Origin of the sequence: Luteimonas salinisoli (genome assembly GCF_013425525.1) — a bacterium.
In the GTDB taxonomy this organism is placed as follows: domain Bacteria; phylum Pseudomonadota; class Gammaproteobacteria; order Xanthomonadales; family Xanthomonadaceae; genus Luteimonas; species Luteimonas salinisoli.
Genome location: NZ_JACCKA010000095.1, coordinates 1 through 23,866, shown reverse-complemented (window position 1 = coordinate 23,866; position 23,866 = coordinate 1). Strand labels below are relative to the sequence as shown.

23 protein-coding genes are annotated in these 23,866 nt (G+C 70.9%); 10 read left to right on the top strand and 13 right to left on the bottom strand.

Features of this window, described 5'->3' with window-relative positions; genetic code table 11:
* Positions 1–94 precede the first annotated feature (94 nt).
* The 6 genes from H0E84_RS19955 to H0E84_RS19930 form a co-directional block, all read right to left on the bottom strand.
* Positions 95–718 (bottom strand): hypothetical protein, encoded by a 624-nt coding sequence (locus H0E84_RS19955; protein WP_180680418.1) that lies wholly within the window; start codon positions 716–718, stop codon positions 95–97.
* A gap of 76 nt (positions 719–794) precedes the next feature.
* Positions 795–1,247, bottom strand: coding sequence for an IS3 family transposase (locus H0E84_RS19950; protein ID WP_345776359.1), 453 nt, complete (start codon positions 1,245–1,247; stop codon positions 795–797).
* Positions 1,244–1,687, bottom strand: coding sequence for an IS3 family transposase (locus H0E84_RS19945; RefSeq protein ID WP_180680416.1), 444 nt, complete (start codon positions 1,685–1,687; stop codon positions 1,244–1,246). Before H0E84_RS19945 ends, H0E84_RS19950 begins: the two co-directional genes overlap by 4 nt.
* Positions 1,677–1,952 (bottom strand): transposase, encoded by a 276-nt coding sequence (locus H0E84_RS19940; RefSeq protein ID WP_180680415.1) that lies wholly within the window; start codon positions 1,950–1,952, stop codon positions 1,677–1,679. Before H0E84_RS19940 ends, H0E84_RS19945 begins: the two co-directional genes overlap by 11 nt.
* 73 nt (positions 1,953–2,025) lie before the next feature.
* Positions 2,026–2,592, bottom strand: a complete 567-nt coding sequence (locus H0E84_RS19935) for a hypothetical protein (protein ID WP_180680414.1) — start codon at positions 2,590–2,592, stop codon at positions 2,026–2,028.
* Positions 2,593–2,851: 259 nt separating this feature from the next.
* Positions 2,852–3,820, bottom strand: coding sequence for a LysR substrate-binding domain-containing protein (locus H0E84_RS19930; RefSeq protein ID WP_180680413.1), 969 nt, complete (start codon positions 3,818–3,820; stop codon positions 2,852–2,854).
* A gap of 353 nt (positions 3,821–4,173) precedes the next feature.
* Here H0E84_RS19930 and H0E84_RS19925 point away from each other — a divergent pair, with 353 nt between their 5' ends.
* Positions 4,174–4,791, top strand: coding sequence for a 2-dehydro-3-deoxy-6-phosphogalactonate aldolase (locus H0E84_RS19925; RefSeq protein WP_180680412.1), 618 nt, complete (start codon positions 4,174–4,176; stop codon positions 4,789–4,791).
* A 22-nt stretch (positions 4,792–4,813) separates the two neighbouring features.
* Positions 4,814–5,734, top strand: coding sequence for a 2-dehydro-3-deoxygalactonokinase (locus H0E84_RS19920; protein ID WP_180680411.1), 921 nt, complete (start codon positions 4,814–4,816; stop codon positions 5,732–5,734).
* A 70-nt stretch (positions 5,735–5,804) separates the two neighbouring features.
* Here the strand turns inward: H0E84_RS19920 and H0E84_RS19915 are convergent, their stop codons facing one another.
* A complete protein-coding gene (locus H0E84_RS19915) occupies positions 5,805–6,815 on the bottom strand; it encodes a LacI family DNA-binding transcriptional regulator (protein ID WP_180680410.1) in 1,011 nt (336 codons plus the stop codon).
* A 269-nt stretch (positions 6,816–7,084) separates the two neighbouring features.
* Here H0E84_RS19915 and H0E84_RS19910 point away from each other — a divergent pair, with 269 nt between their 5' ends.
* The 3 genes from H0E84_RS19910 (at position 7,085) to H0E84_RS19900 (ending at position 13,111) form a co-directional block, all read left to right on the top strand.
* Positions 7,085–9,667, top strand: a complete 2,583-nt coding sequence (locus H0E84_RS19910; RefSeq protein WP_180680409.1) for a glycoside hydrolase family 3 protein — start codon at positions 7,085–7,087, stop codon at positions 9,665–9,667.
* A 167-nt stretch (positions 9,668–9,834) separates the two neighbouring features.
* On the top strand, positions 9,835–10,536 hold the full coding sequence (locus H0E84_RS19905; protein ID WP_180680408.1) for a glutathione binding-like protein: 702 nt from the start codon (positions 9,835–9,837) through the stop codon (positions 10,534–10,536).
* Positions 10,537–10,795: 259 nt separating this feature from the next.
* The gene (locus H0E84_RS19900; protein ID WP_180680407.1) at positions 10,796–13,111 is read left to right on the top strand and encodes a S9 family peptidase; all 2,316 of its coding nucleotides are present in this window, start codon (positions 10,796–10,798) and stop codon (positions 13,109–13,111) included.
* A gap of 215 nt (positions 13,112–13,326) precedes the next feature.
* Here H0E84_RS19900 and H0E84_RS19895 read toward each other — a convergent pair whose 3' ends face one another.
* On the bottom strand, positions 13,327–14,013 hold the full coding sequence (locus H0E84_RS19895) for a YdcF family protein (RefSeq protein WP_180680406.1): 687 nt from the start codon (positions 14,011–14,013) through the stop codon (positions 13,327–13,329).
* A gap of 91 nt (positions 14,014–14,104) precedes the next feature.
* Between H0E84_RS19895 and H0E84_RS19890 the strand changes: the two genes are divergently transcribed.
* From H0E84_RS19890 to H0E84_RS19870, 5 genes are all read left to right on the top strand, one after another.
* Positions 14,105–15,292: a beta-ketoacyl-[acyl-carrier-protein] synthase family protein gene (locus H0E84_RS19890; RefSeq protein WP_219339857.1), complete on the top strand. Its 1,188-nt coding sequence runs from the start codon at positions 14,105–14,107 to the stop codon at positions 15,290–15,292.
* Entirely contained in the window at positions 15,289–16,068 is a 780-nt protein-coding gene (locus H0E84_RS19885; protein WP_180680405.1) for a beta-ketoacyl synthase chain length factor, read from the top strand. Before H0E84_RS19890 ends, H0E84_RS19885 begins: the two co-directional genes overlap by 4 nt.
* Positions 16,061–16,888 carry a glycosyltransferase family 2 protein gene (locus tag H0E84_RS19880; RefSeq protein WP_180680404.1) on the top strand — a complete coding sequence of 276 codons (828 nt, stop codon included), beginning with the start codon at positions 16,061–16,063 and terminating at the stop codon, positions 16,886–16,888. The genes H0E84_RS19885 and H0E84_RS19880 overlap by 8 nt, the downstream gene beginning before the upstream one ends.
* A gap of 3 nt (positions 16,889–16,891) precedes the next feature.
* The gene (locus H0E84_RS19875; protein ID WP_180680403.1) at positions 16,892–18,523 is read left to right on the top strand and encodes an NAD(P)/FAD-dependent oxidoreductase; all 1,632 of its coding nucleotides are present in this window, start codon (positions 16,892–16,894) and stop codon (positions 18,521–18,523) included.
* A 90-nt stretch (positions 18,524–18,613) separates the two neighbouring features.
* Positions 18,614–19,882 (top strand): cation:proton antiporter, encoded by a 1,269-nt coding sequence (locus H0E84_RS19870; protein ID WP_180680402.1) that lies wholly within the window; start codon positions 18,614–18,616, stop codon positions 19,880–19,882.
* A gap of 130 nt (positions 19,883–20,012) precedes the next feature.
* On the opposite strand, the gene H0E84_RS19865 is transcribed toward H0E84_RS19870, so the two are convergent.
* The 5 genes from H0E84_RS19865 to H0E84_RS19845 form a co-directional block, all read right to left on the bottom strand.
* Positions 20,013–20,480 (bottom strand): hypothetical protein, encoded by a 468-nt coding sequence (locus H0E84_RS19865; RefSeq protein WP_180680401.1) that lies wholly within the window; start codon positions 20,478–20,480, stop codon positions 20,013–20,015.
* A gap of 120 nt (positions 20,481–20,600) precedes the next feature.
* Positions 20,601–21,335, bottom strand: coding sequence for a 3-oxoacyl-ACP reductase FabG (fabG, locus tag H0E84_RS19860; protein WP_180680400.1), 735 nt, complete (start codon positions 21,333–21,335; stop codon positions 20,601–20,603).
* 43 nt (positions 21,336–21,378) lie between these two features.
* On the bottom strand, positions 21,379–22,128 hold the full coding sequence (locus H0E84_RS19855) for a hypothetical protein (protein WP_180680399.1): 750 nt from the start codon (positions 22,126–22,128) through the stop codon (positions 21,379–21,381).
* 198 nt (positions 22,129–22,326) lie between these two features.
* On the bottom strand, positions 22,327–22,761 hold the full coding sequence (locus H0E84_RS19850) for an ApeP family dehydratase (RefSeq protein ID WP_180680398.1): 435 nt from the start codon (positions 22,759–22,761) through the stop codon (positions 22,327–22,329).
* Positions 22,758–23,866 (bottom strand): MMPL family transporter (locus tag H0E84_RS19845; protein WP_486624447.1); only part of this gene is annotated, 1,109 nt, incomplete at its 5' end. The genes H0E84_RS19845 and H0E84_RS19850, both read right to left, overlap by 4 nt.

Below are 23,866 nucleotides of genomic sequence, written 5' to 3'. Positions count from 1 at the left end.
GAACTGCGTAGTGGAGGCAAAGGCATGACAGGCTCTCTCTGCCATGCCTTTGCCGTAACGAAGCGGTTTCGGCTTGAACGAATTGTTAGGCGCATCACCGGAGACGCCAGCCCTCAAGCTTTTTGCCGGCGAGGGCGAGGTAGGCAGCATTGAGATGCGCAAAGTAGTCAGTCTTTTCGTCTCCGAAGTCAATCAGGAATGACCTTGTTAGATCCGGGCCTGGCGGCGCATCCTCCCCGGCGATGAAGCCCAGTAAGAGATCACGATAATGCGTCAGCTCGGCAAGCTCAGAGTAAGTGCTGTTGATGAGAGTGAACAGTTCCTTGTCGAGCTCCGCTAGCGTGGGGAGAAGCTTTTTATACTGCTCGTCGTGGAACTTAGGGATCCACTGATTTGACTCGAAAGTGTCCTCTGGCTCGCGCTTAACACGAACATGTTCTGTTCCGTTACGCGCAATGTGTAGCCGATACTCGGCCTCTGGGAAATCCTCTGATAGTTCCTTGATGGTGCCAAGCACTCTGAACATTGACGTGTGGGACCAGTGGTTCTTTTCAATTTCCTCGGCGAGAAGCAGTTTGATGGCCGAGAGCTTTCTAGCCCTCTCGTTACGCCGGCGAAAGAACTCAAACACCTCTTTTGTGACAAAGATGATGATGGCGGCAATTACAGTTGCCGGGAGAATTGAGGGCAAGTGGTTCAATGCGGCTGTGATGCTCATTGATGCGCCTATCACCTGAATTAAGCCGCGCCGCGAAGCGGCGGGGACTTCCTACGCAAAATTGGACACCTGCGGGTTAGGCGCATTGCTCGTACTCGACCGGTGACCGGTACCCCAGAGCCGAGTGTAGACGCCGGTGATTGTAAAAGTCGATGTAGTTGCGGACCGCGGTGCGCAGGGCGCTGTCGGTGTCGAAGGTCCGGCGGTGGTACATGTCCGATTTCATCGACTTGTTCCAAGATTCCATTTGCGCATTGTCGTTCATGCGACCCAACCGGTTGGCTGACTGCACCAGTCCGGCACGGGCCAGGCGCTGCCGGAAGCCGCGGGCGAGGAACTCGATGCCCCGGTCGCTGTGCAGCACCGTCCCCGGGGCCGGCCTGCGCGTCCGCAGCGCTGCTGCCAGGGCACGGCGGGCCAGGGCCACCGTACGGTCGACCCCCAACGACCAGCCCAGCAGGCGACGGGAGTGGCGATCCATCACCGTGGCCAGGTAGCGCCACTGGCCCTGGACCTTCAGATATGTCACGTCAGCCACCCAGACCTGGTTGGCGCGGCCGGTCTCGACTCGGTGCGCCCGGCTCTCCACGCTGGAGAGGAATCGGGCCAGTCCTGGTCGCCGTCGGTACAGCCGCGCCGAGCAAGCGCGCAGGTTTCCTCGCGCATCAGGCGTTCGACGCGGCGCCGACCGATTATTTCGCCCTGCCGGCGCAGCGCCGCGTGCACGCGCGGACTGCCGTAGGCTTGCCGTCCGTCGCGATGCACGGCGCGGATCTTCTCCAGCACGTGCGCGTCCTCGATCGCGCGAGGACTGGCCGGTCGGCGCCGCCAGGCGTAGTAGCCGGACGGGCTGACCTGGTGCAAGCGGCACAGCACTCTCACCGGCATGGCTTCTTCGTGCTGTGCGATGAAGGCGAAGACGTCGGCCTTGGACTGGAAGTGAACGCGATGGCTTTCATTAAAAGGCATGCTCGAGCTTGAGCTGCTCGTACTGCTTCTTCACCTGCCGCAGCGCCTTGAGCTCGGCCGCTACCGCCTTGTCAACCTCGATCCCCTTGGTCACGATCAAGCCCTCGCGTGCGTGCTTGCGCCAACGAGACAACATGAAGGGATGGATGTAAAGCGACTCGGCCACGTCACGCACCGCCACGCCCGGAAGCTGGCTCAACCGGACGGCGGTGGCTTTGAAGGTGTCGCTGTATCGATAGGGCGTTCTGGGACCTGGTTTGGGCATTGAAGACACTCCTGAAGTGAGATCAGGGTGTCCACTGAACCGTAGGAACTACCGCGTCGGCTTGAATGAATTGTTAGCTGCCAACTGTGAGCCCTCGAATCCAGACAATTCCGTGCCAAAGGTTGTAGAGCAGCATGATGGCACCATAGGTCGCAAGACCTGTAAGAGCGCCTTTGACAGCTGGAGATTGCATTGGCGCCGTGAGAGCCGTGACAATCTGCGCGAAGCCACTATCGCTTTTTGTGTACGTGTTGATTTGACTGAACGTAGTTGGCGATGGATAGAGATAGGTGATCACGACCTGTTCTCCGGGAACAAGCGTTGGAAAAACAATCTCTGCTGTTCCATCATCTCGGCGATTCACGACATGCTCCGATGGCGGCCAAATACTGAAGTCAGCTGGCAGGTGGTTATGCCCAAGCCTTAAATTTGTCGCGGCAAGCCTGCCGGCATTCCGGACAACAATGCTATGTGAGTTGATGTTGAATGGCTGCCCATCCGGCGGGTTCACCCGAACGGCTGTGGCATGGGAAAGAAAGCTGATCAATCTAGGCCGGCGCTCAAGCTTTCGGTCAAGGAGCGCTCCAACAAAGAGCGCAACTACCGGCGCTGCAATCGTTGCAAAAATGTGCCAGTCCATTCGGAACTCCCCTTGGCAGCTAACGCTTAGTAGACCCCGAACTGGGGCAATAAAACGGAGTATTCAGCTTCGCTCCATCCAGGTCAAACCAGGAATTTGTAGCCGGATCAGTGAGTTGCCGCGTCCATGGATGAGATGCACGGTGGATCAGCACCGGGGATACCCTGTGAAATGCGCTGCTATGCTTTATCACCCACGAAAGTGGCGATAACAGGGACGGGAGTTACGGCGCCATCCCCCGAGAACCTGCAGGTTCCACTCAAGTGAACTGCGGCGGCAAGGCATCGCCGTACAGCCGCCGCGCCGTGCTCCGCAGCGCCTCCAGCACGCGCTCGGCGCCGGGCGAGAGCTGCTGGTCGCGGCGGCGGACGATGCCGAAGACTTCCATGCGCACGCCCAGGTCGATCGGCAGCGCGGCCAGCTGGCCCGCCTGCACGTAGGGCGCCACCGACTCGATCGGCAGCGCGGTCAGCAGGTCGCCGCTGCGCAGCAGGTTGGTGATGACCGGCAGCGCCGAGGTTTCGATGATGTTGTGCGGCCGCCGCAGGCCGCGCTCCAGGAATACCGAGTCCAGCCTCGCGCGCAGCACGCTGGCCGCCGGCGGCAGGATCCAGCCGTAGTCGACCAGGTCGGCGTGCTGCAGCCGCTCGCGCCCGGCCAGCGGATGGCCGGCGCGGACGATCACTGAGTGCGGCTCATCGGCGAGCGGCTCGAAGTCCAGCTCGGCGGCGCCTTCCGGGCCCATGATGCGGCCGATCACGATGTCCAGCCGCCCGTCGAGCAGCCTGGCCACCAGCGGCCGGCTGTAGTCCATCTCCACGCGGATCATGATGTCGGGGAAATCGCGCTTGACCAGCGCGACCGCCTGCGGCACCAGGTTGGTGCCGGGATTGACCACGGTGCCGATCGCCGCCTGCCCCATCCGTCCGCCGCGCAGCGCCGCGATCTCGTCGTGGGCGCGGCCGATCTCGGACAGCGCCGAGCGCGCCCGACGAATCAGCGCCTGGCCGTACCAGGTCGGCTCGACGCCGCGCGCGTGGCGCTCGAACAGCTTCACGCCCAGCACGCTTTCCATCTCGGCCAGCAGCTTGGAGGCGGCCGGCTGGGTCATGGAGGCCGCCTCGGCCGCGCGCAGCACGCTGCGCTGCTCGTGCAGGTGCAGCAGCAACAGCAGATGCCGCGTCTTCAGACGCGAGGCGTTCGACCAGTTGGTGCTCGCCTGGACCATGCGGACTACCCTCCCAGATGGCGATGCGGTTGCGGCGCGTGCCCGAGCGGCAGTCGTCGTTCGCGGACGCGCGACCGATGATACGTATTCGCAGGCGGAATAGTATCTGCTGAAAATTTCATTTGTCGAACATAGGTTTGCGGGCAAGGCTTAAAGCCGGATCGCCGGCCCCGCCGGGGCGAGCGTTCGGGTCCGGCGTTCCGGCGGGGCGTCCGGCGCAGGATGGCGCGCAGGCCCCGCTGCCGCCGCAGGCTCATGCCAGGAGGAGGGTCCATGGCGCATCCCATCGGCAGTCGCGTTTCGTGCAGTGCCGCGCGGCGCGCCCGCCCGTCGACGGCGCCGCGCCGCCGCGCATGAGCGGTCACCCGTTCCGGTTGCCGCTGATCGCCATCCTGCGCGGCATCCTGCCGCAGCAGGTGCCGGCGCACGTGGCTGCGCTGGTGGACGAGGGGTTCGATGCGATCGAGATCCCGCTCACTTCGCCCGACTGGGCCGACAGCATCGGCAGCGCCGTGCGCGCCTTCGGCGATCGCGCCTGGATCGGCGGCGGCACCGTGCTGCGCCCGGCCGATGCCGACGCGCTGGCCGCGCTGGGCGCGCGCTTCATCGTCACCCCGCATGCCGATCCGGCGCTGATCCGCCATGCGGTGGCGCGCGGCCTGCAGGTGGTCGCCGGCTTCGCCACGCCCACCGAAGCGTTCGCCGCGCTCGACGCCGGCGCGCAGATGCTCAAGCTGTTCCCCGCCTCCAGCTACGGACCGGCCCACGTGCGCGCGTTGCGCGCGGTGCTGCCGCCCGTCCCCGTGTTCGCCGTCGGCGGCGTCGCCGCGACCGCGCTCGGCGCCTATCTCTCTGCCGGCTGCAGCGGCGCCGGCATCGGCGGCGAGCTCTATCGCCCCGGGCAGCCGGCCGAGCGCACGCGAGAGAACGCGTGCGCGTTCCGGCAGGCCTGCCTGGAAGCCCTGCCATGACGCTCGCACCGCGGCGGGCGCAATGATCGCGGTCGACTGGGGCACCTCGCGCCTGCGCGCCTATCGCCTGGACGCCGCCGGCACGATCCTGGAACAGCGGCGCTCGGACGATGGCGCGACCGCCTGTCGCGGCCGCCACGCGGAGACGCTGCGCGCCTGCATCGACGACTGGGACGAAGAGCTGGTGCTGCTGTGCGGGATGGTCGGCAGCCGCCACGGCTGGCAGGAAGTGCCGTACGTGGCCTGTCCCGCCGGCATCGACGCCCTGGCGGCGGCGCTCTGCGGCGGCGAGGCGGCGCGACTGCCGGCGCGCCGGCTGTGGCTGGTCCCCGGAATGGCCGACCGCAGGTCTGCGCATCCCGGCGACACGATGCGCGGCGAGGAGAGCCAGGTACTGGCGCTGCTCGAACGGCTCGGCGGCGGCCGCCACGCGATCTGCCTGCCGGGCACCCACAGCAAGTGGGTGGCGGCGGACGACGGCCGCATCGCCTCGATCGCGACCGCGATGACCGGCGAACTGTTCGACCTGCTGCGCCGGCACGGCACCCTGGCGGAACTGGCGCCCACGGGCACGGGCCACAACGGCATCGGCACGGCCACCGCCGAGACCGAGGCATTCGACCGTGGCCTGCGCGACAGCGCCGCCGGCGGCGGCCTGCTGCACCATCTGTTCGGCGCGCGCGCCCAGGTTCTGTTCGAGGGCCTGCTGCCGCAGCACCTGGCCTCGTACCTGTCGGGCCTGCTGATCGGGCACGAAGTCCGCTCGCTGCTGCCCGCCTGCGCGCCCGCCGCCGGCGCCCCGCTGCACCTGGTCGGCAACGAGGGGCTGCTCGACGCCTACGCCCGCGCCTTCGCCGCTCTCGGCGTCGACACCCGCCGCCATTCCGAGCAGCTGGCCGCCGACGGCCTGTACCTGCTGGCGCGCCGCCGTGGGCTGGCCTGAAAGGCGTTTGCGGCGGCGGCCGTGCGCGTCCCGCCGTCGCGCAAGGCTTCCATGGCTCGCCCCGCGCAACTCAGCGCGTCGGCGCCGGCCCGGTCGAACGCCGCAGCTGCAGGGTGTAGGGCACCATCACCATCGCCCCGGCGTCGCGCTCGCGGATCGCCTTGAGCAGTTCGATGCCGGCCAGCTTGCCCATGTCGCGGGTCGGCTGGCGCACCGTGGTCAGCGCCGGATAGATGTGCCGCGCGATCGGGGTGTCGTCGAAGCCGCAGACCGAGACGTCGCCAGGCACCGACAGACCGCGTTCGCAGATCGCGGAGATGGCGCCGGCGGCCATGTCGTCGTTGGCGGCGAAGATCGCGGTCGGCGGACGCGCGAGGTCGAGCAGGCGGTCGGTCGCGGCGACGCCGGAGTCGAAGTAGAACTCGCCTTCGGCCACCAGCGCGGGATCGAAGCGGATGCCGGCGCGCTTCAGCCCTTCGCGGTAGCCGGCCAGCCGCCAGCCGCTGGCGCCGTGCGCCGGATGGCCCTTGATGTGGGCGATGCGGCGGTGGCCCAGCTGCACCAGGTGCGCGATCATCTCCGCCACCGCGCTCTGCTCGTCCACGGTCACGCCGATGCGGCGATGCCCCTCCATCGGCGAGATGCTGGCGTACGGCACGCCCAGTTCGTCGAGCCGCTGCAGCAGCGCGGGGTCGTCGGTGATCGGCGGGGTCAGCACCACGCCGTCGAGCCGCGACTGGTCGATCAGCGCCTCGACCTTGGCGACGATGTCGCGCGCGTCGTAGACCAGCGGCGCCAGCATCAGGTTGTAGTGGTGCGCCTGGCAGGCGTCGAGCACCCCCAGCTCCACCTCCATCAGGTAGTTGCTGGACGGGTTGTCGTACAGCATCGCCACCAGGTAGGACCGCCGGCCGGCCAGCGTGCGCGCCGAGGGGTGCGGGCGGTAGTGCAGCTGCTCGACGATCGCCTCGACCCGCTGCCGGGTCGCTTCGGCGACGTTCGGCTCGTGATTGAGCACGCGCGAGACGGTCTTCATCGACACGCCGGCGGCGGCGGCCACGTCCTCGATGCGGATTCGCATGTTGCCTCGTCCCGGCTCGGCCACGACCGGCTGCGATTCTGCCAGATGCACGCGCGCACGCATGTCAGCGCGCGTGCCGCGGCGGTGGGAACGGATTCATCGGGGCGTTTCCTCCATGGGTGCTTCGCCGATGCCGTCCCCGGCATGGTCCACCGGCATTTTTCCGTGATGCAACAAGCATCGCCGGCAGCTTGGGGCTATTCTGCCCACATCTTGACAACGCTGTCATCCATCGGGCCGCCGGCCCACCACCGCGGAGAACACCCCTGATGCCCACGACCTGGAACGCGCGCCTGCGCATCGGCGTACTGGCCCTGGCCCTGGCGCTGGCCGGCTGCACGCCGTCCGGCGACGACACCGACGCCGCGGCCGCATCGCCGCCCACCGCCGACGGCGGGGCGCCGAGCGCCGAGATCGATTCCGCCCAGTGGCCCGAGGTGGACTGGCCGCTGGCGGCGGATCCGGACCTGGAGAACCGGATCGACGCGCTGCTGGCGACGATGACGGTGGAGGAGAAGGTCGGCCAGATCATCCAGGGCGACATCGACAGCATCACCCCGGAGGACGTGCGCAAGTACCGGCTCGGCTCGATCCTCGCCGGCGGCGGCTCGGATCCGGGCGGCCGCTACGACGCCCCGCCGCAGGACTGGCTGGATCTGGCCGACGCGTTCTGGGAAGCCTCGATGGACACCAGCGGCGGCGGCAAGGCGATCCCGATCATCTGGGGCATCGACGCCATGCACGGCCAGAGCAACATCGTCGGCGCCACGCTGTTTCCGCACAACATCGGCCTCGGCGCCACCCGCAACCCGGAGCTGCTGCACGAGATCGCCCGCATTACCGCGATCGAGACGCGCACCACCGGCATGGAGTGGACCTTCGCGCCCACCGTCGCGGTGCCGCAGGACGACCGCTGGGGCCGCGCCTACGAGGGCTATTCGGAGGATCCGGAGCTGGTCGCCAGCTACGCCGGGGTGTTCGTCGAAGGCCTGCAGGGCAAGCCCGGCACGCCCGAGTTCCTCGACGATCATCACGTGATGAGTTCGGTCAAGCACTACCTCGGCGACGGCGGCACCAGCGACGGCAAGGACCAGGGCGACACGGTGGTGAGCCAGGCGCAGCTGCGCGACATCCACGCCGCCGGCTACGTGCCGGCGATCGCGGCCGGCGCGCAGGCGGTGATGGCCTCGTTCAACAGCTTCCACGGCGAGAAGATGCACGGGCACGGGCCGCTGCTGACCGACGTGCTGAAGGAGCGGATGAACTTCGGCGGCTTCATCGTCGGCGACTGGAACGGCCATGGCCAGGTCCGCGGCTGCACCAACGTCGATTGCGCGCAGACCTTCAACGCCGGCCTCGACATGGCGATGGCGCCGGACACCTGGAAGGGCATGTACGAGTCCACGCTCGCGCACGTCCAGGCGGGCACGATCCCGATGGAACGCCTCGACGACGCGGTGCGCCGCATCCTGCGGGTGAAGTTCCGCGCCAACCTGTTCGAGAAGCCGAAGCCCTCCGAGCGTGCGCTCGGCGGCCGGTTCGAGCTGCTCGGCGCGCCGGAGCACCGCGAGGTTGCACGCCGGGCGGTGCGCGAATCGCTGGTGCTGCTGAAGAACCAGGGCGGCATCCTGCCGCTGTCGCCGAAGTCCAGCGTGCTGGTCGCGGGCGACGGCGCGGACGACCTGAGCAAGCAGGCCGGCGGTTGGACGTTGACCTGGCAAGGCACGGATACCCGGCGCGAGGACTTCCCCAATGCGGACTCGATCTGGGACGGGCTGAAGGCGCAGGTCGAAGCGGCCGGCGGCCGCGCCGAGCTGGCGGTCGAGGGCGACTATGCGCGCAAGCCGGACGTGGCGATCGTGGTGTTCGGCGAGGAGCCCTATGCCGAATTCCAGGGCGACCTGCCGGACCTCATGTTCCAGGGCGGCAACTCCGGCGACCTCGAGCTGATCCGCAAGCTCAAGGCCGACGGCATCCCGGTGGTGGCGGTGTTCCTCAGCGGACGGCCGCTGTGGCTGAACCGCGAAATCAACGCCGCCGACGCCTTCGTCGCCGCATGGCTGCCCGGCTCGGAGGGCGGCGGCGTCGCCGACGTGCTGCTGCGCGGCGCCGACGACAGCGTCCAGCACGATTTCAAGGGCAAGCTGAGCTACTCGTGGCCGCGCCGCGCCGACCAGTTCGCGAACAACCACGGCCAGGAGGACTACGACCCGCTGTTCGCATTTGGCTTCGGCCTGACCTACGCCGACGACGGCGACCTCGCCCCGCTGTCCGAGGAACCGGGCGTCGACCCCGAGGCGGCGCGCAGCAACGCCTGGTTCGAGCGCGGCGTGGCGACCACCGGGCTGACCCTGCGCCTGGTCGGCGCCGACGACAGCGCCACCGACGTCGTGCATCCGGCCGCGAGGACCGCCGACGGCAGCCTGGACATGACCGCGGTCAACACCGAGATCCAGGAGGGCGCGCGCGCGTTCGCCTGGTCCGGCGACGGCACGGTGCAGCTGCGCGCCAACACCCCGCTCGACCTGGAGCGGGAGACCAACGGCGACGTGTTCGTGGTCGCGACCGTGCGCGTGGACGCGCTGCCCGCCGACGGCGAGGCGACGTTGCTCGCCGGCTGCGGTCCGGACTGCGTCGGAACGCTGCCGATCGGCGATGCGCTGGCGAAGCTGCCGCAGGGCGAATGGACGCGCCTGGGGGTGCAGCTCAAGTGTCTGCGCGCGGCCGGCGCCGATACCGCCCGACTCGACATGCCGTTCGCGCTGCGTACCGGCGCAGGCGCGCGGATCGCGCTCAGCCGCGTCGCCCCGGGTACCGATTTCGACCACAAGGTCGACTGCGCCACGCAGTAGCCGCTTCCTCCACCGGGGCGCGCCGGCCGCCACGCCGGCCGCCCCGGCCTTTCCGCCGATGTCGCCTCCGGCCACCTGGGCGCTGCAACACAGCGGCCCGCAAGCGGGGGCAGCCGGGCCGTATCCATGGGCCTAGAATCGTGTCCTCCCGCACGGAGCGCCCGACCATGATCGACCTCTACTACTGGCCCACCCCCAACGGCCACAAGATCACCCTGTTCCTCGAGGAGGCGGAGCTCGAATACCGCATCAAGCCGGTGAACATCGGCAAGGGCGACCAGTTCGAACCCGGCTTCCTCGCGTTCTCGCCCAACAACAAGATGCCGGCGATCGTCGACCACGCGCCCGCGGATGGCGGGGAGCCGATCAGCGTGTTCGAATCCGGCGCGATCCTGTTCTACCTCGCCAACAAGACCGGCCGCTTCTTCGGCGCGGACGTGCGCCGCAAGGTCGAGGTCGACCAGTGGCTGATGTGGCAGATGGGCGGCCTCGGGCCGATGACCGGGCAATACGGGCACTTCAACGTGTACGCGCCCGACCCGATCCCCTATGCGATCGAGCGCTATACCAACGAGGCGCAGCGCCTGCTCGGCGTGCTGGACAAGCGTCTGGCCGGCCGGGCCTTCATCGCCGGCGACGATTACACCATCGCCGACATGGCCAGCTATCCGTGGATCGACCCTTACGACAAGGCGCCGCTCGACCTGCAGCCCTATGCCGAAGTCCGGCGCTGGCATGCCGCGATCGCGGCACGCCCGGCGACGCAGCGCGCGTACGCGCTGACCAGCCAGGTCAACCCGGAGGCCGGCAAGCCACTCGGCGAGGAAGAGCGCCGACTGCTGTTCGGCAAGGCGCCGCCGCGCGGCTGAGGGCGGCCGGTCGCCGGCGCTCGAGATGGCCGCATCGATGCCTTCGTAGAGCCGAGCTTGCTCCGCTGCTCCCGGCTCCGGAGACTACGCAGCCGAGCAAGCTCGGCTCTACGGGGCTCCATTCGACATCGCCCCCGGTCCGCCTTCGCCGCCCGGCTCGCCTCGTAGAGCGGAGCTTGCTCCGCTGCTCCCGCTCCGAGAGCGCGCAGCCGAGCAAGCTCGGCTCTACACTTGGCGTTCGCGCCCGCCGGGAGACACCATGCGACCACTGCTCGCCACCGCCGTCCTCATGCTCGCCAGCACCGCCGCCACCGCCGAAACCGGCAAGCTCACCCTCGAGGCCATCACCGGCGACGCCGCGCTTTCCGGCCCGACCCTGACCCGTCCCAAGATCGCCCCGGACGGCTCGCGCGTCACCTTCCTGCGCGGCAAGGACGAGGACCGCAACCGCCTCGACCTCTGGGAGTACCACATCGAAAGCGGCCAGACCCGCATGCTCGTCGACTCACGCGTGGTGCTGCCCGGAGAGGAGACCCTCAGCGACGAAGAAAAGGCGCGCCGCGAGCGCCAGCGCATCGCCGGCCTGTCCGGCATCGTCGACTACCACTGGGCACCCGATGCGGAGCGGCTGCTGTTCCCGCTCGGCGGCGAACTCTACCTCTACGACCTGACCCGGGGCGGCGCCGACGCCGTGCGCCGGCTCACCGATGGCGGCGGCTTCGCCACCGACCCGAAGATCTCCCCGCGCGGCGGCTACGTCAGCTTCATCCGCGACCGCAATCTCTGGATCATCGACCTCGCCAGCGGCCGCGAGATCCGCCTCACCGACGACGGCTCGGACACCATCGGCAACGGCGTTGCCGAATTCGTCGCCGACGAGGAGATGGGCCGCCACACCGGCTACTGGTGGGCCCCGGACGACTCCGCGATCGCCTACGCCCGCATCGACGAGTCGCCGGTGCCGGTGCAGAAGCGCTACGAGCTCTACGCCGACCGTACCGAGATGGTGGAGCAGCGCTACCCCGCAGCCGGCGATCCCAACGTCCTGGTCGAGCTGCGGGTCGCGCGGCTGGCCGATGCCGGGCCGCCGCCGACCCGCGAAGGCACCATCGATACCGCCGAAGGCCAGCGCCAGGTCCGGTTGCAGACGCGCATGGGCCCGGCGGAGCCGCTGCGCATCGACCTCGGCGACGATCCCGACATCTACCTGGCGCGGGTGGACTGGCGCGACCCGCAGCGGCTGACCTTCCAGCGCCAGTCGCGAGACCAGCGCCGGCTGGAGCTGGTCGAAACCACGCTCGCCACCGGCGCGCAGCGGATCCTCGTGGCCGAAACCTCGAAGACTTGGGTGCCGCTGCACGACAGCCTGCGCTTCCTCGACGACGGGCGCTTCCTGTGGAGCTCCGAGCGCAGCGGCTTCGAGCATCTCTACCTCGCCGCCGAGGACGGCAGCCGGCTGGTCCCGCTGACCTCCGGCGACTGGCCGGTCGACGAACTGCTGGCCGTGGACCAGGCCGCCGGACGCGTGTACTTCAGCGCCGGTCGCGAATCGCCGACCGAACGCCACGTCTACATGATCCCGCTGGCCGGCGGCGAGCCGCAGCGCCTGTCGCAGGCGCCCGGCATGCACGACGCCACCTTCGCCGACAACGCCAGCGTCTACGTCGACCGCTGGTCGAACACCCGCACGCCGCCGCAGCTGGAACTGTTCCGCGCCGATGGCAGCCGCATCGCCGCTCTGGTCGACAACGACCTCGACGACTCCGGGCACCCCTACGCGCCCTATCGCGATGCGCACCTGCCGACCGAGTTCGGCACCCTGCCCGCCGCCGACGGCACCACGCCGCTGCACTACAGCCTGATCCGGCCCGCCGGCTTCGACGCCTCGCGCCGCTACCCGGTGGTGGTGTTCGTCTATGGCGGGCCGGCGGCGCAGACCGTGCTGGAAAGCTGGCCCGGCCGCGCCGACGCCTTCTTCAATCAATACCTGGCGCAGCGGGGCTATGCGGTGTTCACGCTGGACAATCGCGGCACCCCGCGCCGCGGCGCCGCCTTCGGCGGCTCGCTGTACGAACGGCAGGGCACGGTGGAGGTCGAGGACCAGGTGGCCGGCGTCGAATGGCTGCGTGCGCAGCCCTGGGTGGACGGCGCGCGCATCGGCGTGCACGGCTGGTCCAACGGCGGCTACATGACCCTGATGCTGCTGGGCAAGGCGCCCGATGCCTACGCCTGCGGCGTCGCCGGCGCGCCGGTCACAGACTGGGCGCTGTACGACACCCACTACACCGAGCGCTACATGCACCTGCCCGCTGCCAACATCGCGGGCTACCGCGAGGCAAGCGTGTTCACCCACGCCGGCAACATCCGCCCCGACAGCCTCCTGCTGATCCACGGCATGGCCGACGACAACGTGCTGTTCACCAACTCCACCAAGCTGATGGGCACCCTGCAGCAGGCCGGCGTGCCGTTCCAGCTGATGACCTACCCGGGCGCCAAGCACGGCCTGCGCGGCAAGGACGCGCTGCACCGCTACCGGCTGACGGAATCCTTCTTCGCGCGCTGCCTGCAGCCGTAGAGCGGAGCTCGCTCCGCTGCGCCCGGCCTCGGAGCCCGCAACGGCGGCCCAACCCTCCAGTGCCCGCAACGTGGCCCCCCAACCTGCCCCGTAGAGCGGAGCTTGCTCCGCTGCGCCCGGCTCCGGAGCCCACCACCGGTCCGCACAGCCGAGCAAGCTCGGCTCTACGGGACTCCGATGCCCGCGACGTGGTCGGATCCTCCGGTGGCCGCGCGTCAGCTCACCCGCGCCAGCATCCGCCGGTGCCGGATCAGCCGCGCCCAGCGCGAGCCGATGTCCGCCCAGCACACATAGGCCGCCTCGGCGGCCACCCGCCACAGCGCGACAGGGCGCCAGCGCCACTGCGGCTCGGCCGCGCACAGCTCCGGTTCCAGGCCGAGCTGGCGGGCGAGCAGCGCGCAGCGCGCCAGGTGGTAACGGCTGCTGAGCAAGGTCACCGTGCCCAGGGCGATGTCGGCGCGCAGCATCTCGCGCGCGTTGCGCAGGTTCTGCAGGGTGTCGCGCGACTGCGACTCCAACTGCAGCGGGGCATCGTTGGCGAGGCCGAGCGCCAGCAGCGCGCCGCGCGCGAGTTCGGCTTCGGTCGGCACGCCCGGCGGGCCACCGCCGAGCAGCACCACCTGCCGCGGCGGGCGCAACCGCCAGAGCGCCATCGTGCGCGCCAGGCGCGCCTCGAAATCGGCGTCGATGCGGCCACCCGGCGCGTGCTTGCCGAACACCAGCACGCAGTCGCCGCGGCCCGGCAGGCAGGGCGCGGTGCGCGCCACGCGCAGCACGTGGACGAAGTACGCCAGGTACACCAGCCCCAGGCTGAGCGCGCACGCCGCGGCCGCGACCGCCAGCGCGTGCAGCGCGTCGCGGTCGATGAACAGGCCGATGCGGTGGGCGAGACGGCTGGCCAAACGGGCGCTCCGGGGCCGGACGGTTCACAGTCTAGCCCTGTCGCGGCTCGTATACTGCCCGGCCTTTCCGGCACGGAGCCCCGCCCAGTCGATGTCGTCGTCCCCGATCCCGGCGCTGGCGATCCGCGCCTTCACCGCCACCACCGCGCTGGGTCGCGGCAGGGCGGCCCAGGCCCAGGCGCTGGAGCAACGCCGCAGCGGGCTGCGCCGCAACGATTTCGGCAGCGATCCGCTCGAGACCTGGATCGGCCGCGTGGACGGCCTGGAACAGGCGCCGCTGCCCGCCGGGGCCGGGAACTGGGAATGCCGCAACAACCGCCTGGCCTGGTTGGCGCTGCAGCAGGACGGGCTGATGGACGCGGTGGCCGCGGTGCGCGAACGCCATGGCGCCGCGCGCGTGGCGGTGGTGGTGGGCACCTCCACCTCCAGCATCGGCGCCACCGAGGACGCCTACGCCCGGCTCGAGGATGGCCGCTTTCCCGCCGACCTGGCGCGCCCGATCGTGCACCAGCCGCATTCGCTGGGCGATTTCGTCCGCCACGCCGCCGGATTGCGCGGCCCCTGCATCACCGTCGCCACGGCCTGCTCGTCCAGCGCCAAGGTGTTCGCGCAGGCGGCGCGGCTGATCCGCGCCGGCATCGTCGACGCGGCGCTGGTCGGCGGCGTGGACACCCTCTGCGGCAGCGTGCTGTTCGGCTTCAACTCGCTGGGTCTGGTCTCGGCGCAACCGGCGCGGCCGTTCGATCCGGCCCGCGACGGGCTGTCGCTCGGCGAGGCCGGCGGCTTCGCGGTGCTCGAGCGCGGCGACGATGCCGCACTGCTGCTGCGCGGCTATGGCGAGTCCAGCGACGCCCACCACATGTCGGCGCCGCATCCCGAGGGCCTGGGCGCGCGCCTGGCGATGCGCGATGCGCTGCAGCGCGCCGGAGTCGACGCCGATGCGGTCGGCTATCTCAACCTGCACGGCACCGCCACGCCGGCCAACGATGCGGTCGAGGCGCGCGCCGTCGACGCACTGTTCGGCGACGGCCTGCACGCCGGCTCGACCAAGGGCTGGACCGGCCATACCCTGGGCGCCGCCGGCATCGTCGAATCGGTGTTCGCGCTGATCGCGCTCGCCGACGGGCTGCTGCCCGGCACCCTCAACAGCAGCGCGCGCGATTCCGCCTGCGGCCCGCAGATCCGCCTCGACAATGCCCGCGCCCGCATCCGCTACGCGATGAACAATTCTTTCGGCTTCGGCGGCAACAACTGCGCGCTGCTGTTCGGTGCCGCATGAGCGCCATCGGTGCGAGCATCGCCGGCATCGGCTTCTGGAGCGACGGGCTGCCGTCGTGGCAGGCGGCGCGCGGCTACGTCGCCGGCGGGGCGCTCGAAACGGACGCGCCGCGGCGGCCGGCGCCGCGGCTGCTCGCCCCGAACGAGCGCCGGCGCGCGCCGGAGTCGGTGGCGGTAGCGCTGGAAGTGGCGATGGCCGCCTGCGAGGCGGCCGCGCACGATCCCGCGGCGCTGCCGTCGGTCTTCGCCTCCGGACACGGCGACTTCGCCATCACCGACTACATGTGCCGCACCCTGGCCGAGGATCCGCGGGCGATCTCGCCGATCCGCTTCCACAACTCGGTGCACAACGCCGCCGCCGGCTACTGGACCATCGGCACCGGCTGCATGGCCACCACCACCGCGATCAGTGCCGGGCGCGCCACCTTCGCCGAGGCCCTGCTCGAGGCGATGGTGCAGCTGGCCGACGGCGCCCCAGCAGTGCTGCTCGCCGCCTACGACACCACCGCCCCGGGCCCGCTGGCGACGATGACCGCCAGCCACGGCCTGCTCGGCGGCGCCCTGGTGCTGCTGCGCGAGGGGCCCGGCACGCGGCTGCGCGCCAGGCTCGTCGACGCGTCCACCACGCCCGGCGGCGGCCGCCTGGCCGCGCTGCGCCACGACAACGCGATGGCGCCGATGCTGCCGCTGTTCGATGCGCTCGCCGGCGGCGGCGACCTGGCGCTGCTCGATGCCGGCCCGGGCCGCGCGCTGCGCGTGGAGATCGCCCATGGCTGAACTGCTTCCCCGCCTGCACCGCGGCAACGTCGCGGTGGTGATCCCGGCGCTCAACGAATCGCTGCGCATCCGCGAGGTGGCCGAGGGCGCGCTGGCCCGCTGCGACCGCGTGATCTTGATCGACGACGGATCCGACGACGGCACCGCCGACTGCATCGCCGACCTGCCGGTGACCCTGCTCCGCCACCCCGTGCGGATGGGCAAGGGCGCCTCGCTGCGCGACGGCTTCCGCGAAGCGCTGCGCCAGGGCGCGCAAGCGGTGCTGACCATGGACGGCGACGGCCAGCACTCGGCCGAGGATATCCCGCGCCTGATCGACTGCGGCAACCGCCACCCCGGCTGCGTGGTGATCGGCGCGAGGCTGCGCAAGCGCGGCCGCCAGCCCTGGTACCGGCGCCTGGGCAACGACTTCGGCGACTGGGGCATCGCCCTGGGCTGCGGCTTCCGCCTGGTCGACTCGCAGAGCGGCCAGCGGCTGTACCCGGCGCGGGTCTGCGCGCTGGAGAACGTGCCCGGCGAGGGCTTCGTGTTCGAGGCGCAGATGCTGATCTCGGCGGCGCGCGACGCCGGCGCCGGAGTGGTCTCGATGCCGGTGGAATCGCGCTACGCCTGCGCCGACTCCGCGGAGCAGTTCCGCAAGAGCCACTTCCGCCTGTGGCGCGACCTGTACGGCATCACATCGCACGTCGTGCTACAAGTCGTCGGCCGGGGCGATCTCCTGCGCACCTGGCGGCTCACCCGCTCGCGGCCCCCGGTGATCGACGATCCGGACGACCCCGCCGGCGGACGCCTCCCCCAGGATCCGCAGCAGGCAGGTTGACCGATGCAGCGCAGCGCCGCCGCCACCGACACGGACGTCCTCATCCTGGGCGGCGGGCTCGCGGGGCTGACGCTGGCGATCCAGCTGCTGCGGCGCGACCCCGGCCTGCAGGTGACGGTGCTCGAGCGCCGCGCGCATCCGGTGCGCGAGGCCGCGCACAAGGTCGGCGAGTCGACGGTGGAGATCGGCGCCCACTATTTCGCCGACGTGCTGGGGCTGCGCGCGCACCTGGACGACGAGCAGATCCGCAAGTTCGGCTTCCGCTTCTTCTTTTCGGAAGGGCGAGAGGACATCGATGCCTGCACCGAGCTCGGCGTCAGCCGCCTGCTGCCGACGCCGTCGTGGCAGATCGACCGCGGCCGCTTCGAGAACTTCCTCGGCGAGCGCGCGCGCGCGCTCGGCGCCGACTTCCGCGACGGCGCCGTGGTGCGCAGCATCGAGATGGCCGAGACGGGCAACGATGCGCCCCACCGGGTGGGCTTTGAGCGGGGCGGCACCGCGGCGACGCTCGTCGCGCGCTGGGTGGTCGACGCCAGCGGCCGCGCCGGACTGCTCAAGCGCAAGCTCGGCCTGGCCGAGGCCAACGACCACGACGCCAACGCGGTGTGGTGGCGGGTGGAAGGGCACGTCGACCCCAACGCCTGGTCCACGGACCCGGCCTGGCTGCGGCGCTGCACGCCGCCCGACCGCTGGCGCTCGACCAACCACATGTGCGGGCCTGGCTACTGGTTCTGGCTGATCCCGCTGGCTTCCGGCTCGCACTCGCTGGGCATCGTCTGCGATGCGAAGATGCACCCGCTCGAGACCATGAACACCCACGAGCGGGCGATGGCCTGGCTGCGCGAACACCAGCCGGCCGTGGCGTCCGCACTCCAGGCGCATGCGCTGCAGGATTTCCTGTTCCTGCGCGGCTTCTCCTACGGCTGCCGCGAGGTCTTTTCGGCGGACCGTTGGGCGCTGACCGGCGAGGCCGGCCTGTTTCTCGATCCGTTCTACTCCCCCGGCAGCGACTTCATCGCCATCGCCAACACCTATGTCTGCGACCTGGTGGAGAAGGACCGCGCCGGGAAGGCGTTCGCGCCCTACGCCGGGATCTACCAGCAGCTGTACTTCTCGTTCTACGAGAACACGATGACGCTCTACCAGGACCAGTACCCGCTGTTCGGCGACGAGCGGGTGATGCCGATCAAGGTGATCTGGGACTACACCTTCTACTGGGCGCTGCTGGCGCCGCTGTTCTTCGGAGGACGGCTGACCGACCTTGCGATGCTCGGGCGGCTCCGGGGCGAGCTGGCCGCCGGCAGCGCGCTCAACCGCGCCATGCAGCCGCTGCTGCACGACTGGGGCGCGCGCAACGCGGGCGCGGCCCCGCCCGCGGCGCGGCTGCTCGACCAGTTCCGCATCGACTGGTTCCACGAGATGAACCGTGCCCTGGGCGACCGGCTGGAGGACGACGCCTTCGCCGCGCGCATCGCCGGCAACGTCGCGCGCATGCGCTGGCTGGCCGCGGAGATCCTGGCGCGGGCGCGTGGCGACCATCCCGGACTCGACGGCCACGGCCTGGACGCGCTGCTCGACGACGGGCCCGGCATTCCGGCGTCCCTCGCGGCACTGTGGTACGCCGACGCGGCCTGAGCGGAAAGCCCGGGAGGATCAGGCATCATTCGCCGCGGGACGGACGGCACCGCCGTCCCGCCTCTCCGATACGCCGCCGCCGGATCCCGCATGCCCGAGTCGCCGCTCCTGCTCCAGCTCGTCGTCATCCTCGCCACCGCGCGCGGCTGCGGCCTGCTGCTGCGGCTGGTGGGGCAGCCGGCGGTGATCGGCGAGATGGCGGCCGGCATCGTGCTCGGACCGATCGTGTTCGGCGCGTTGTTCCCCGACGTCCACGCACGGCTGTTCGCGCCGGAATCCCTGTCGGCGCTGTCCTCGCTGTCGATGCTCGGGCTGGTGCTGTTCATGTTCATCGTCGGCGCAGAACTGCGCGCGCCCGAGGGGGTGCGTGCGCAGCTGCGCGCGGCCGGCTGGGTCGGCGTGCTGAGCGTGCTGCTGCCCATGGCGCTGGGCATCGCGGTCTCGCCGGTGCTGCATCCGCAGCTGGCGCCGGCCGGGGTCGGGTTCTGGCCGTTCGCGCTGTTCATGGCGGCGGCGATGTCGATCACCGCTTTCCCGATCCTGGCCCGCATCCTCAAGGAGCGCGGCATGACCCACAGCCGCCTGGGGCGGCTGTCGCTGAGCTCGGCGGCGATCGCCGACGTGCTGGCCTGGATCCTGCTGGCGCTGGTGGTCGCGCTGATCGGCTCCGGCGAGGGCTACGCGGGATTCCTGCGCTCCGCGGCCGGCCTGGTGGCGCTGTCCGCGATCGTCTTCGGCGCCCTGCGCCCCCTGTACGCCTGGCTGCTGCGGCGGCACGCGGCCGACGGCCGGCCCGCCGGGTTCATGCTCGCCGCGCTGCTGATCGGCGCGTTCGCATGCGCCGCGGCCACCGAGTGGCTGCACCTGCACCCGGTGTTCGGCGCGTTCCTGTTCGGTGCCTGCCTGCCGCGCGACGACCGCCTGCTCGCTACCCTGATCGAGCGCATCGAGCACTTGGCGATCATCGTGCTGATGCCGATCTTCTTCGCCCTGGCCGGGCTCGGCACCACCGGGGACGCCTTCGTCGGCGCCGGGCTGGGAGCGATGGGGCTGATCCTGGCGGCGGCGGTGATCGGCAAGATCGCCGGCGGTGCGGCAGGCGCGCGCATCGCCGGGTTGGGCTGGCGCGACAGCCTGGCGGTGGGCTCGCTGATGAACGCGCGCGCGCTGATGGAACTGATCGTGATTAAGGTGGGACTGGATGCCGGCATCATCGGGCCGCAGGCGTTCACCATGCTGCTGGTGATGGCGATCGCCACCACGGTCATGACCGGGCCGCTGCTGAGCCTGTTCGCCGGCCGTACGCCGCGTGGGGTGCACCTGCCCGTTTCCTCAGGACGCGTCACCCCTCCCCCGTAGAGCCGAGCTTGCTCGGCTGCATGGGCTCCGGAGCCGAGAGCAGCGGAGCAAGCTCCGCTCTACGGACGGGGGATGGTGCGGCAGCGGTCGGAGGAGCGGCAACGCGGCCCGCGCGCGACTCCCGCGGCCGTCACTCCTGCGGCGGCGTGCCCGGCGCGGTCTCGGGCGGCGGGTTCGGCACGTGGATGGCCAGGCCGCTGGCGTATTTCTGCCGTGGGCTGATGTTCACCCCGACCCCGGCGCCGCCGAAGCTGCTGCCGCCGACGCGGCCGCCACCGGCGCCGACGCTGACGCCGCTGCCGCCGTAACCGTCGGCGGTACCCTGGAACAGCACCCCGTTGGCGCCGAGGCTGGCGGCCTCCTCGCGCAGCTTGCGCAGGATCGCATCGGTCTTGTTCTGGTCGCCGTAGGTGAACGCGCCGCTGCTGGTCTCGAGGATGGCGATCTCCTCGTAGCCGCCGGGCGGCGGGCCATGGTAGATGCGCACCTGGGCCGGATCGATCGGCGGGCGCGGGGTACCGGTGAGGACGTGGGAACTGGCACAGGCGGCGACCGCCAGCACGACCAACAGCAGGGGCAACAGGCGGAGCGCGCGCATGGCGATGTCCTCGGGGTTCGGTGCCGGACCGATTATCGCCCCGATCGCCTGAAGCCGGCGTGCATGCCGCGGCCGGAACCGGGCCGGGATTTCCGCCCCCAGGCAGTGCCCGCGATCGCGTCAGCCCATGCCGCCGTTGATGCCGATCACCTGGCCGTTGACGTAGCCGGCGGCGTCCGAACACAGGAAGGCGACCAGCGCGGCGACCTCCTCCGGGGCGCCCACGCGCCCGGCCGGGACCAGCTGCTTCACCTGCTCCGGCGCGAACGCCCCGGCCGCCATCGACCCGGCGATCACGCCCGGCGCCACCACGTTCACGCTGATGCCGCGCGAGGCCATCTCCCGCGCCAGGGAGCGCGAGGCGCCGTGCAGGGCGGATTTGGCCGCCGCGTAGTTGGCCTGGCCGCGGTTGCCGAGCACCGCGGCGACGCTGGACACGCTGACGATGCGTCCCCAGCGGGTGCGCGCCATCGGCAGCAGCAGCGGCCGGGTGACGTGGAAGAAGCCGTGCAGCGAGACGTCGATCACCCGCCGCCACTGCGCCTGGCTCATGCCCGCCATCGGCGCGTCGTCGTGGATGCCGGCATTGTTGACCAGCACCTGCACCGGGCCGTGCTCCAGCAGCGCCTGCAGCGCGGCGTCGGCGGCCTCGCCGTCGGCGACGTCGAAGGCGACCGCCTCGGCGCCGCCGCCGGCCTCGCGGATCGCCGCCACCACCGCGTCGGCACGGGCGCGGTTGGCATTGGCGTGGACGATCACGTGGAGGCCATCGGCGGCGAGCCGCCGGCAGATCGCACCGCCGATGTCGCCGCTGCCGCCGGTGACCAGCGCGCGCCTGGGAGGATTGGCAGTCATGCCGCGATGCTAACCCGCCGCGGCGCGCGGCGGCACCGCGGTATCAGTCCGGCAGTTCCTCGATCACCGTGCTGCCATCGGCCGCGTAGAACCGCAGCACCGGGTCGCCGGCCGCGCCTTCGACGGTCGCACTCAGGCGGCGGTTGCCGCGGGCGTCGTGGAACTGCAGCAGGTTCTGGTCCTGCACCTCGTCGTCGGGGAAGCGCACGTTGCCCAGGGCCATCCGCGCCACCCCGGGCGGATGATCGGCGTTGAATTCGTCGATCCGCCGCTGCCGCTCGTCCTCGGGCAGGCCCTGGATCTCGGTCAGCAGGTCCAGGTAGTCCTGGATCGGCCAGTCCGGCGTATCCCAGGTCTTGATGGTCGCGCCCTTGACGCTGCCGTAGTCGAGGGCGTCGATCGCGAACAGCTGGTCCTGGTCGTAGCCGTCGAAGCTCAGGTGTCCCCAGCGGGAGACGTTGCCTTCCGCGTCCTTGCGCCCGCCGAAGGTCAGGCCGCCGCTCTCGGTGCCCTCGGCGTCGAAGAACAATGCGCCGGCGGTATCGGAAGCCTTGCGGTTGGTGAAATCCGGATACTCGTGGCCCTTGATGATGATGCCGGGAATACGCCGGGTATTGCTGAGCACCATGCGCAGGGTGCCGTCGGGTTCGACCACGTTGATGCGCTGGACGGTGATCGTGTCGAAGCGAGGGTTGCCGTCGGCACCGGTGAAGCCGGCGAGCAGCGCGGCGATCACGCCGATCGTCAGCGCGCCCGAGTAGGCGACGAGGCATTTCTGGCCATCGAGTTTCATGCTGGACTCCTGGATGCGGGGGATTCGCCGCACCGCCCGCGCGGTGCGGCCGCTGAAAAGCGGCGGCGCGTCGATGCCGCACCGCCGCGCCCGACCTTAGGACGGATGCACCATGCGTTCTGTGCAGCAGTGCGCGTGCCGGCCGCCACATGCGCGGAACGCGCCGGCGATCACAGCGAATCGGGGCAACCCGACGCGCTATGCCGGCGGCGCGAACATCACCGCGGCGCGCCCCTCGGCGAGCACCGTGCCCTGGTGCAGCACGCGGAAGGCGTACTGCTGGCTGGCGGCGGTTTCGGCCAGCGCCTCGGCCTCGCCCTCGAGCGGGCCCGGCAGATCGTCGATGCGGCCCAGGTGCAGGCGCACCTCGCGCAGCGCCACCAGCAAGCCGGGCGGCGCGGTCCCGCCGCCCGCGCGCGCGCGCAGTCCACCGTGCACCGCCATCGCCTGTGCGCCGTACTCGCACAGGTGCACCGCGCGCAACCGGCCATCGCCGCGCAGGGGGTGGTCCGGCGCGCGGTGGCTGCCGGTGCGCAGCCGGATGCGCGCCGCGTCCCAGGCCAGCACCTCGTCCCAGAGGCACATCGCACCCTGGTGCGGGACCAGGGCGAGGATGTCGCTGCGGCCGATCACCCGGCGGTCTCCGTGGCCGGCGCGGCGAGCGGCTCGGGAGGCGGCCGCGCCACCAGCAGCGCCAGCACGAAATTGGCGACCACGCCGATCCCCACCGTGACGCCGATGGCGCGCAGCACCGGGATCGACGACAGCGCCAGCAGGCCGAACACCAGCGCGGTCATCGCCGCGCAGACCAGGATCCCGTGCAGCGTGCGCAGGCGCTCCGCGGCAGCGCCGCCGGCGCGCTCGAAGAACAGGGCGTAGTCCAGGCCGAGGCCGGCGGCCAGCACCAGCGAGACCAGGTGGAACAGGTTGAGCTCCACCCCGAACCCGCGCAGCAGCGCCACGCTCAGCAGCAGCGCCAGCGCCACCGACAGCAGCACCCGCCCCGCCCGCCGCAGCGAGCGCAGCGCCGCCCCCACCGTCAGCGCCAGCAGCACCGCCGCCAGCGCCAGCGCGCCGAGCACCTGCCCGCGCCAGGCCGCCACCAATGCCTCGGAGGCGTCCTTGAAGTCGAGCAGCCGCGCCTCGCTGGTAGCGGCCACGGCGGCCACGGCGCCCGGGTCCTGCAGTCCGCCCAGGGTGACCAGCGCAGTGGCGCCCGCCGGCGTCTCCAGCAGCAGGCCGGCGACGCCCGCTTCCAGCGGCGTGCCGGCTAGGTCGCCGGGCCGCAGCGGCGCGGCGGTGCGGGCGGTTTCGACATCGGCCAGGAACGGCGCGAAGGCATCGGCCCGGAACGGGCTGCCGGCCAGCGCCTCGTCGAGCGCGGCGCGCAACGCGTCGGGCGCGGGCAGGCGCGCCTGGCGCGCACGCTGGACGGCGGCGCTGGGCAAGTAGCGCGCCGCCGAGTCCCAGCCGGCGATGGCGCCATCGGCCGCCAGCGCATCGAGCGCCGGCCGCAGCCGTTCCAGCGCCTGCAGCGCGGCCTCGGCGTCCCCCGCCTCCAGCGCCAGCACGTAGCGCACGTCCGGGGCGCCGAGCTCGGCGCGCAGGCGCCCGTCCTCGGCCAGCGCGGCCTCGGGCACCGGCGTCAGCCGCGACAGGTCGTTCTCCCAGACATTGCCCGGCGCGAACGCCGCCACCGCCGCGCAGGCGAGCGCCAGCGTCGCCAGCAGCGGCCCCG

Bases quoted from the DNA above. Each gene is read 5' to 3' on its own strand.
- H0E84_RS19955 (WP_180680418.1), bottom strand. From the start codon at position 718: ATGAGCATCACAGCCGCATTGAACCACTTGCCCTCAATTCTCCCGGCA.
- H0E84_RS19945 (WP_180680416.1), bottom strand. From the start codon at position 1,687: ATGCCTTTTAATGAAAGCCATCGCGTTCACTTCCAGTCCAAGGCCGAC.
- H0E84_RS19940 (WP_180680415.1), bottom strand. From the start codon at position 1,952: ATGCCCAAACCAGGTCCCAGAACGCCCTATCGATACAGCGACACCTTC.
- H0E84_RS19935 (WP_180680414.1), bottom strand. From the start codon at position 2,592: ATGGACTGGCACATTTTTGCAACGATTGCAGCGCCGGTAGTTGCGCTC.
- H0E84_RS19930 (WP_180680413.1), bottom strand. From the start codon at position 3,820: ATGGTCCAGGCGAGCACCAACTGGTCGAACGCCTCGCGTCTGAAGACG.
- H0E84_RS19925 (WP_180680412.1), top strand. From the start codon at position 4,174: ATGAGCGGTCACCCGTTCCGGTTGCCGCTGATCGCCATCCTGCGCGGC.
- H0E84_RS19920 (WP_180680411.1), top strand. From the start codon at position 4,814: ATGATCGCGGTCGACTGGGGCACCTCGCGCCTGCGCGCCTATCGCCTG.
- H0E84_RS19915 (WP_180680410.1), bottom strand. From the start codon at position 6,815: ATGCGAATCCGCATCGAGGACGTGGCCGCCGCCGCCGGCGTGTCGATG.
- H0E84_RS19910 (WP_180680409.1), top strand. From the start codon at position 7,085: ATGCCCACGACCTGGAACGCGCGCCTGCGCATCGGCGTACTGGCCCTG.
- H0E84_RS19905 (WP_180680408.1), top strand. From the start codon at position 9,835: ATGATCGACCTCTACTACTGGCCCACCCCCAACGGCCACAAGATCACC.
- H0E84_RS19900 (WP_180680407.1), top strand. From the start codon at position 10,796: ATGCGACCACTGCTCGCCACCGCCGTCCTCATGCTCGCCAGCACCGCC.
- H0E84_RS19890 (WP_219339857.1), top strand. From the start codon at position 14,105: ATGTCGTCGTCCCCGATCCCGGCGCTGGCGATCCGCGCCTTCACCGCC.
- H0E84_RS19885 (WP_180680405.1), top strand. From the start codon at position 15,289: ATGAGCGCCATCGGTGCGAGCATCGCCGGCATCGGCTTCTGGAGCGAC.
- H0E84_RS19880 (WP_180680404.1), top strand. From the start codon at position 16,061: ATGGCTGAACTGCTTCCCCGCCTGCACCGCGGCAACGTCGCGGTGGTG.
- H0E84_RS19875 (WP_180680403.1), top strand. From the start codon at position 16,892: ATGCAGCGCAGCGCCGCCGCCACCGACACGGACGTCCTCATCCTGGGC.
- H0E84_RS19870 (WP_180680402.1), top strand. From the start codon at position 18,614: ATGCCCGAGTCGCCGCTCCTGCTCCAGCTCGTCGTCATCCTCGCCACC.
- H0E84_RS19865 (WP_180680401.1), bottom strand. From the start codon at position 20,480: ATGCGCGCGCTCCGCCTGTTGCCCCTGCTGTTGGTCGTGCTGGCGGTC.
- fabG (WP_180680400.1), bottom strand. From the start codon at position 21,335: ATGACTGCCAATCCTCCCAGGCGCGCGCTGGTCACCGGCGGCAGCGGC.
- H0E84_RS19855 (WP_180680399.1), bottom strand. From the start codon at position 22,128: ATGAAACTCGATGGCCAGAAATGCCTCGTCGCCTACTCGGGCGCGCTG.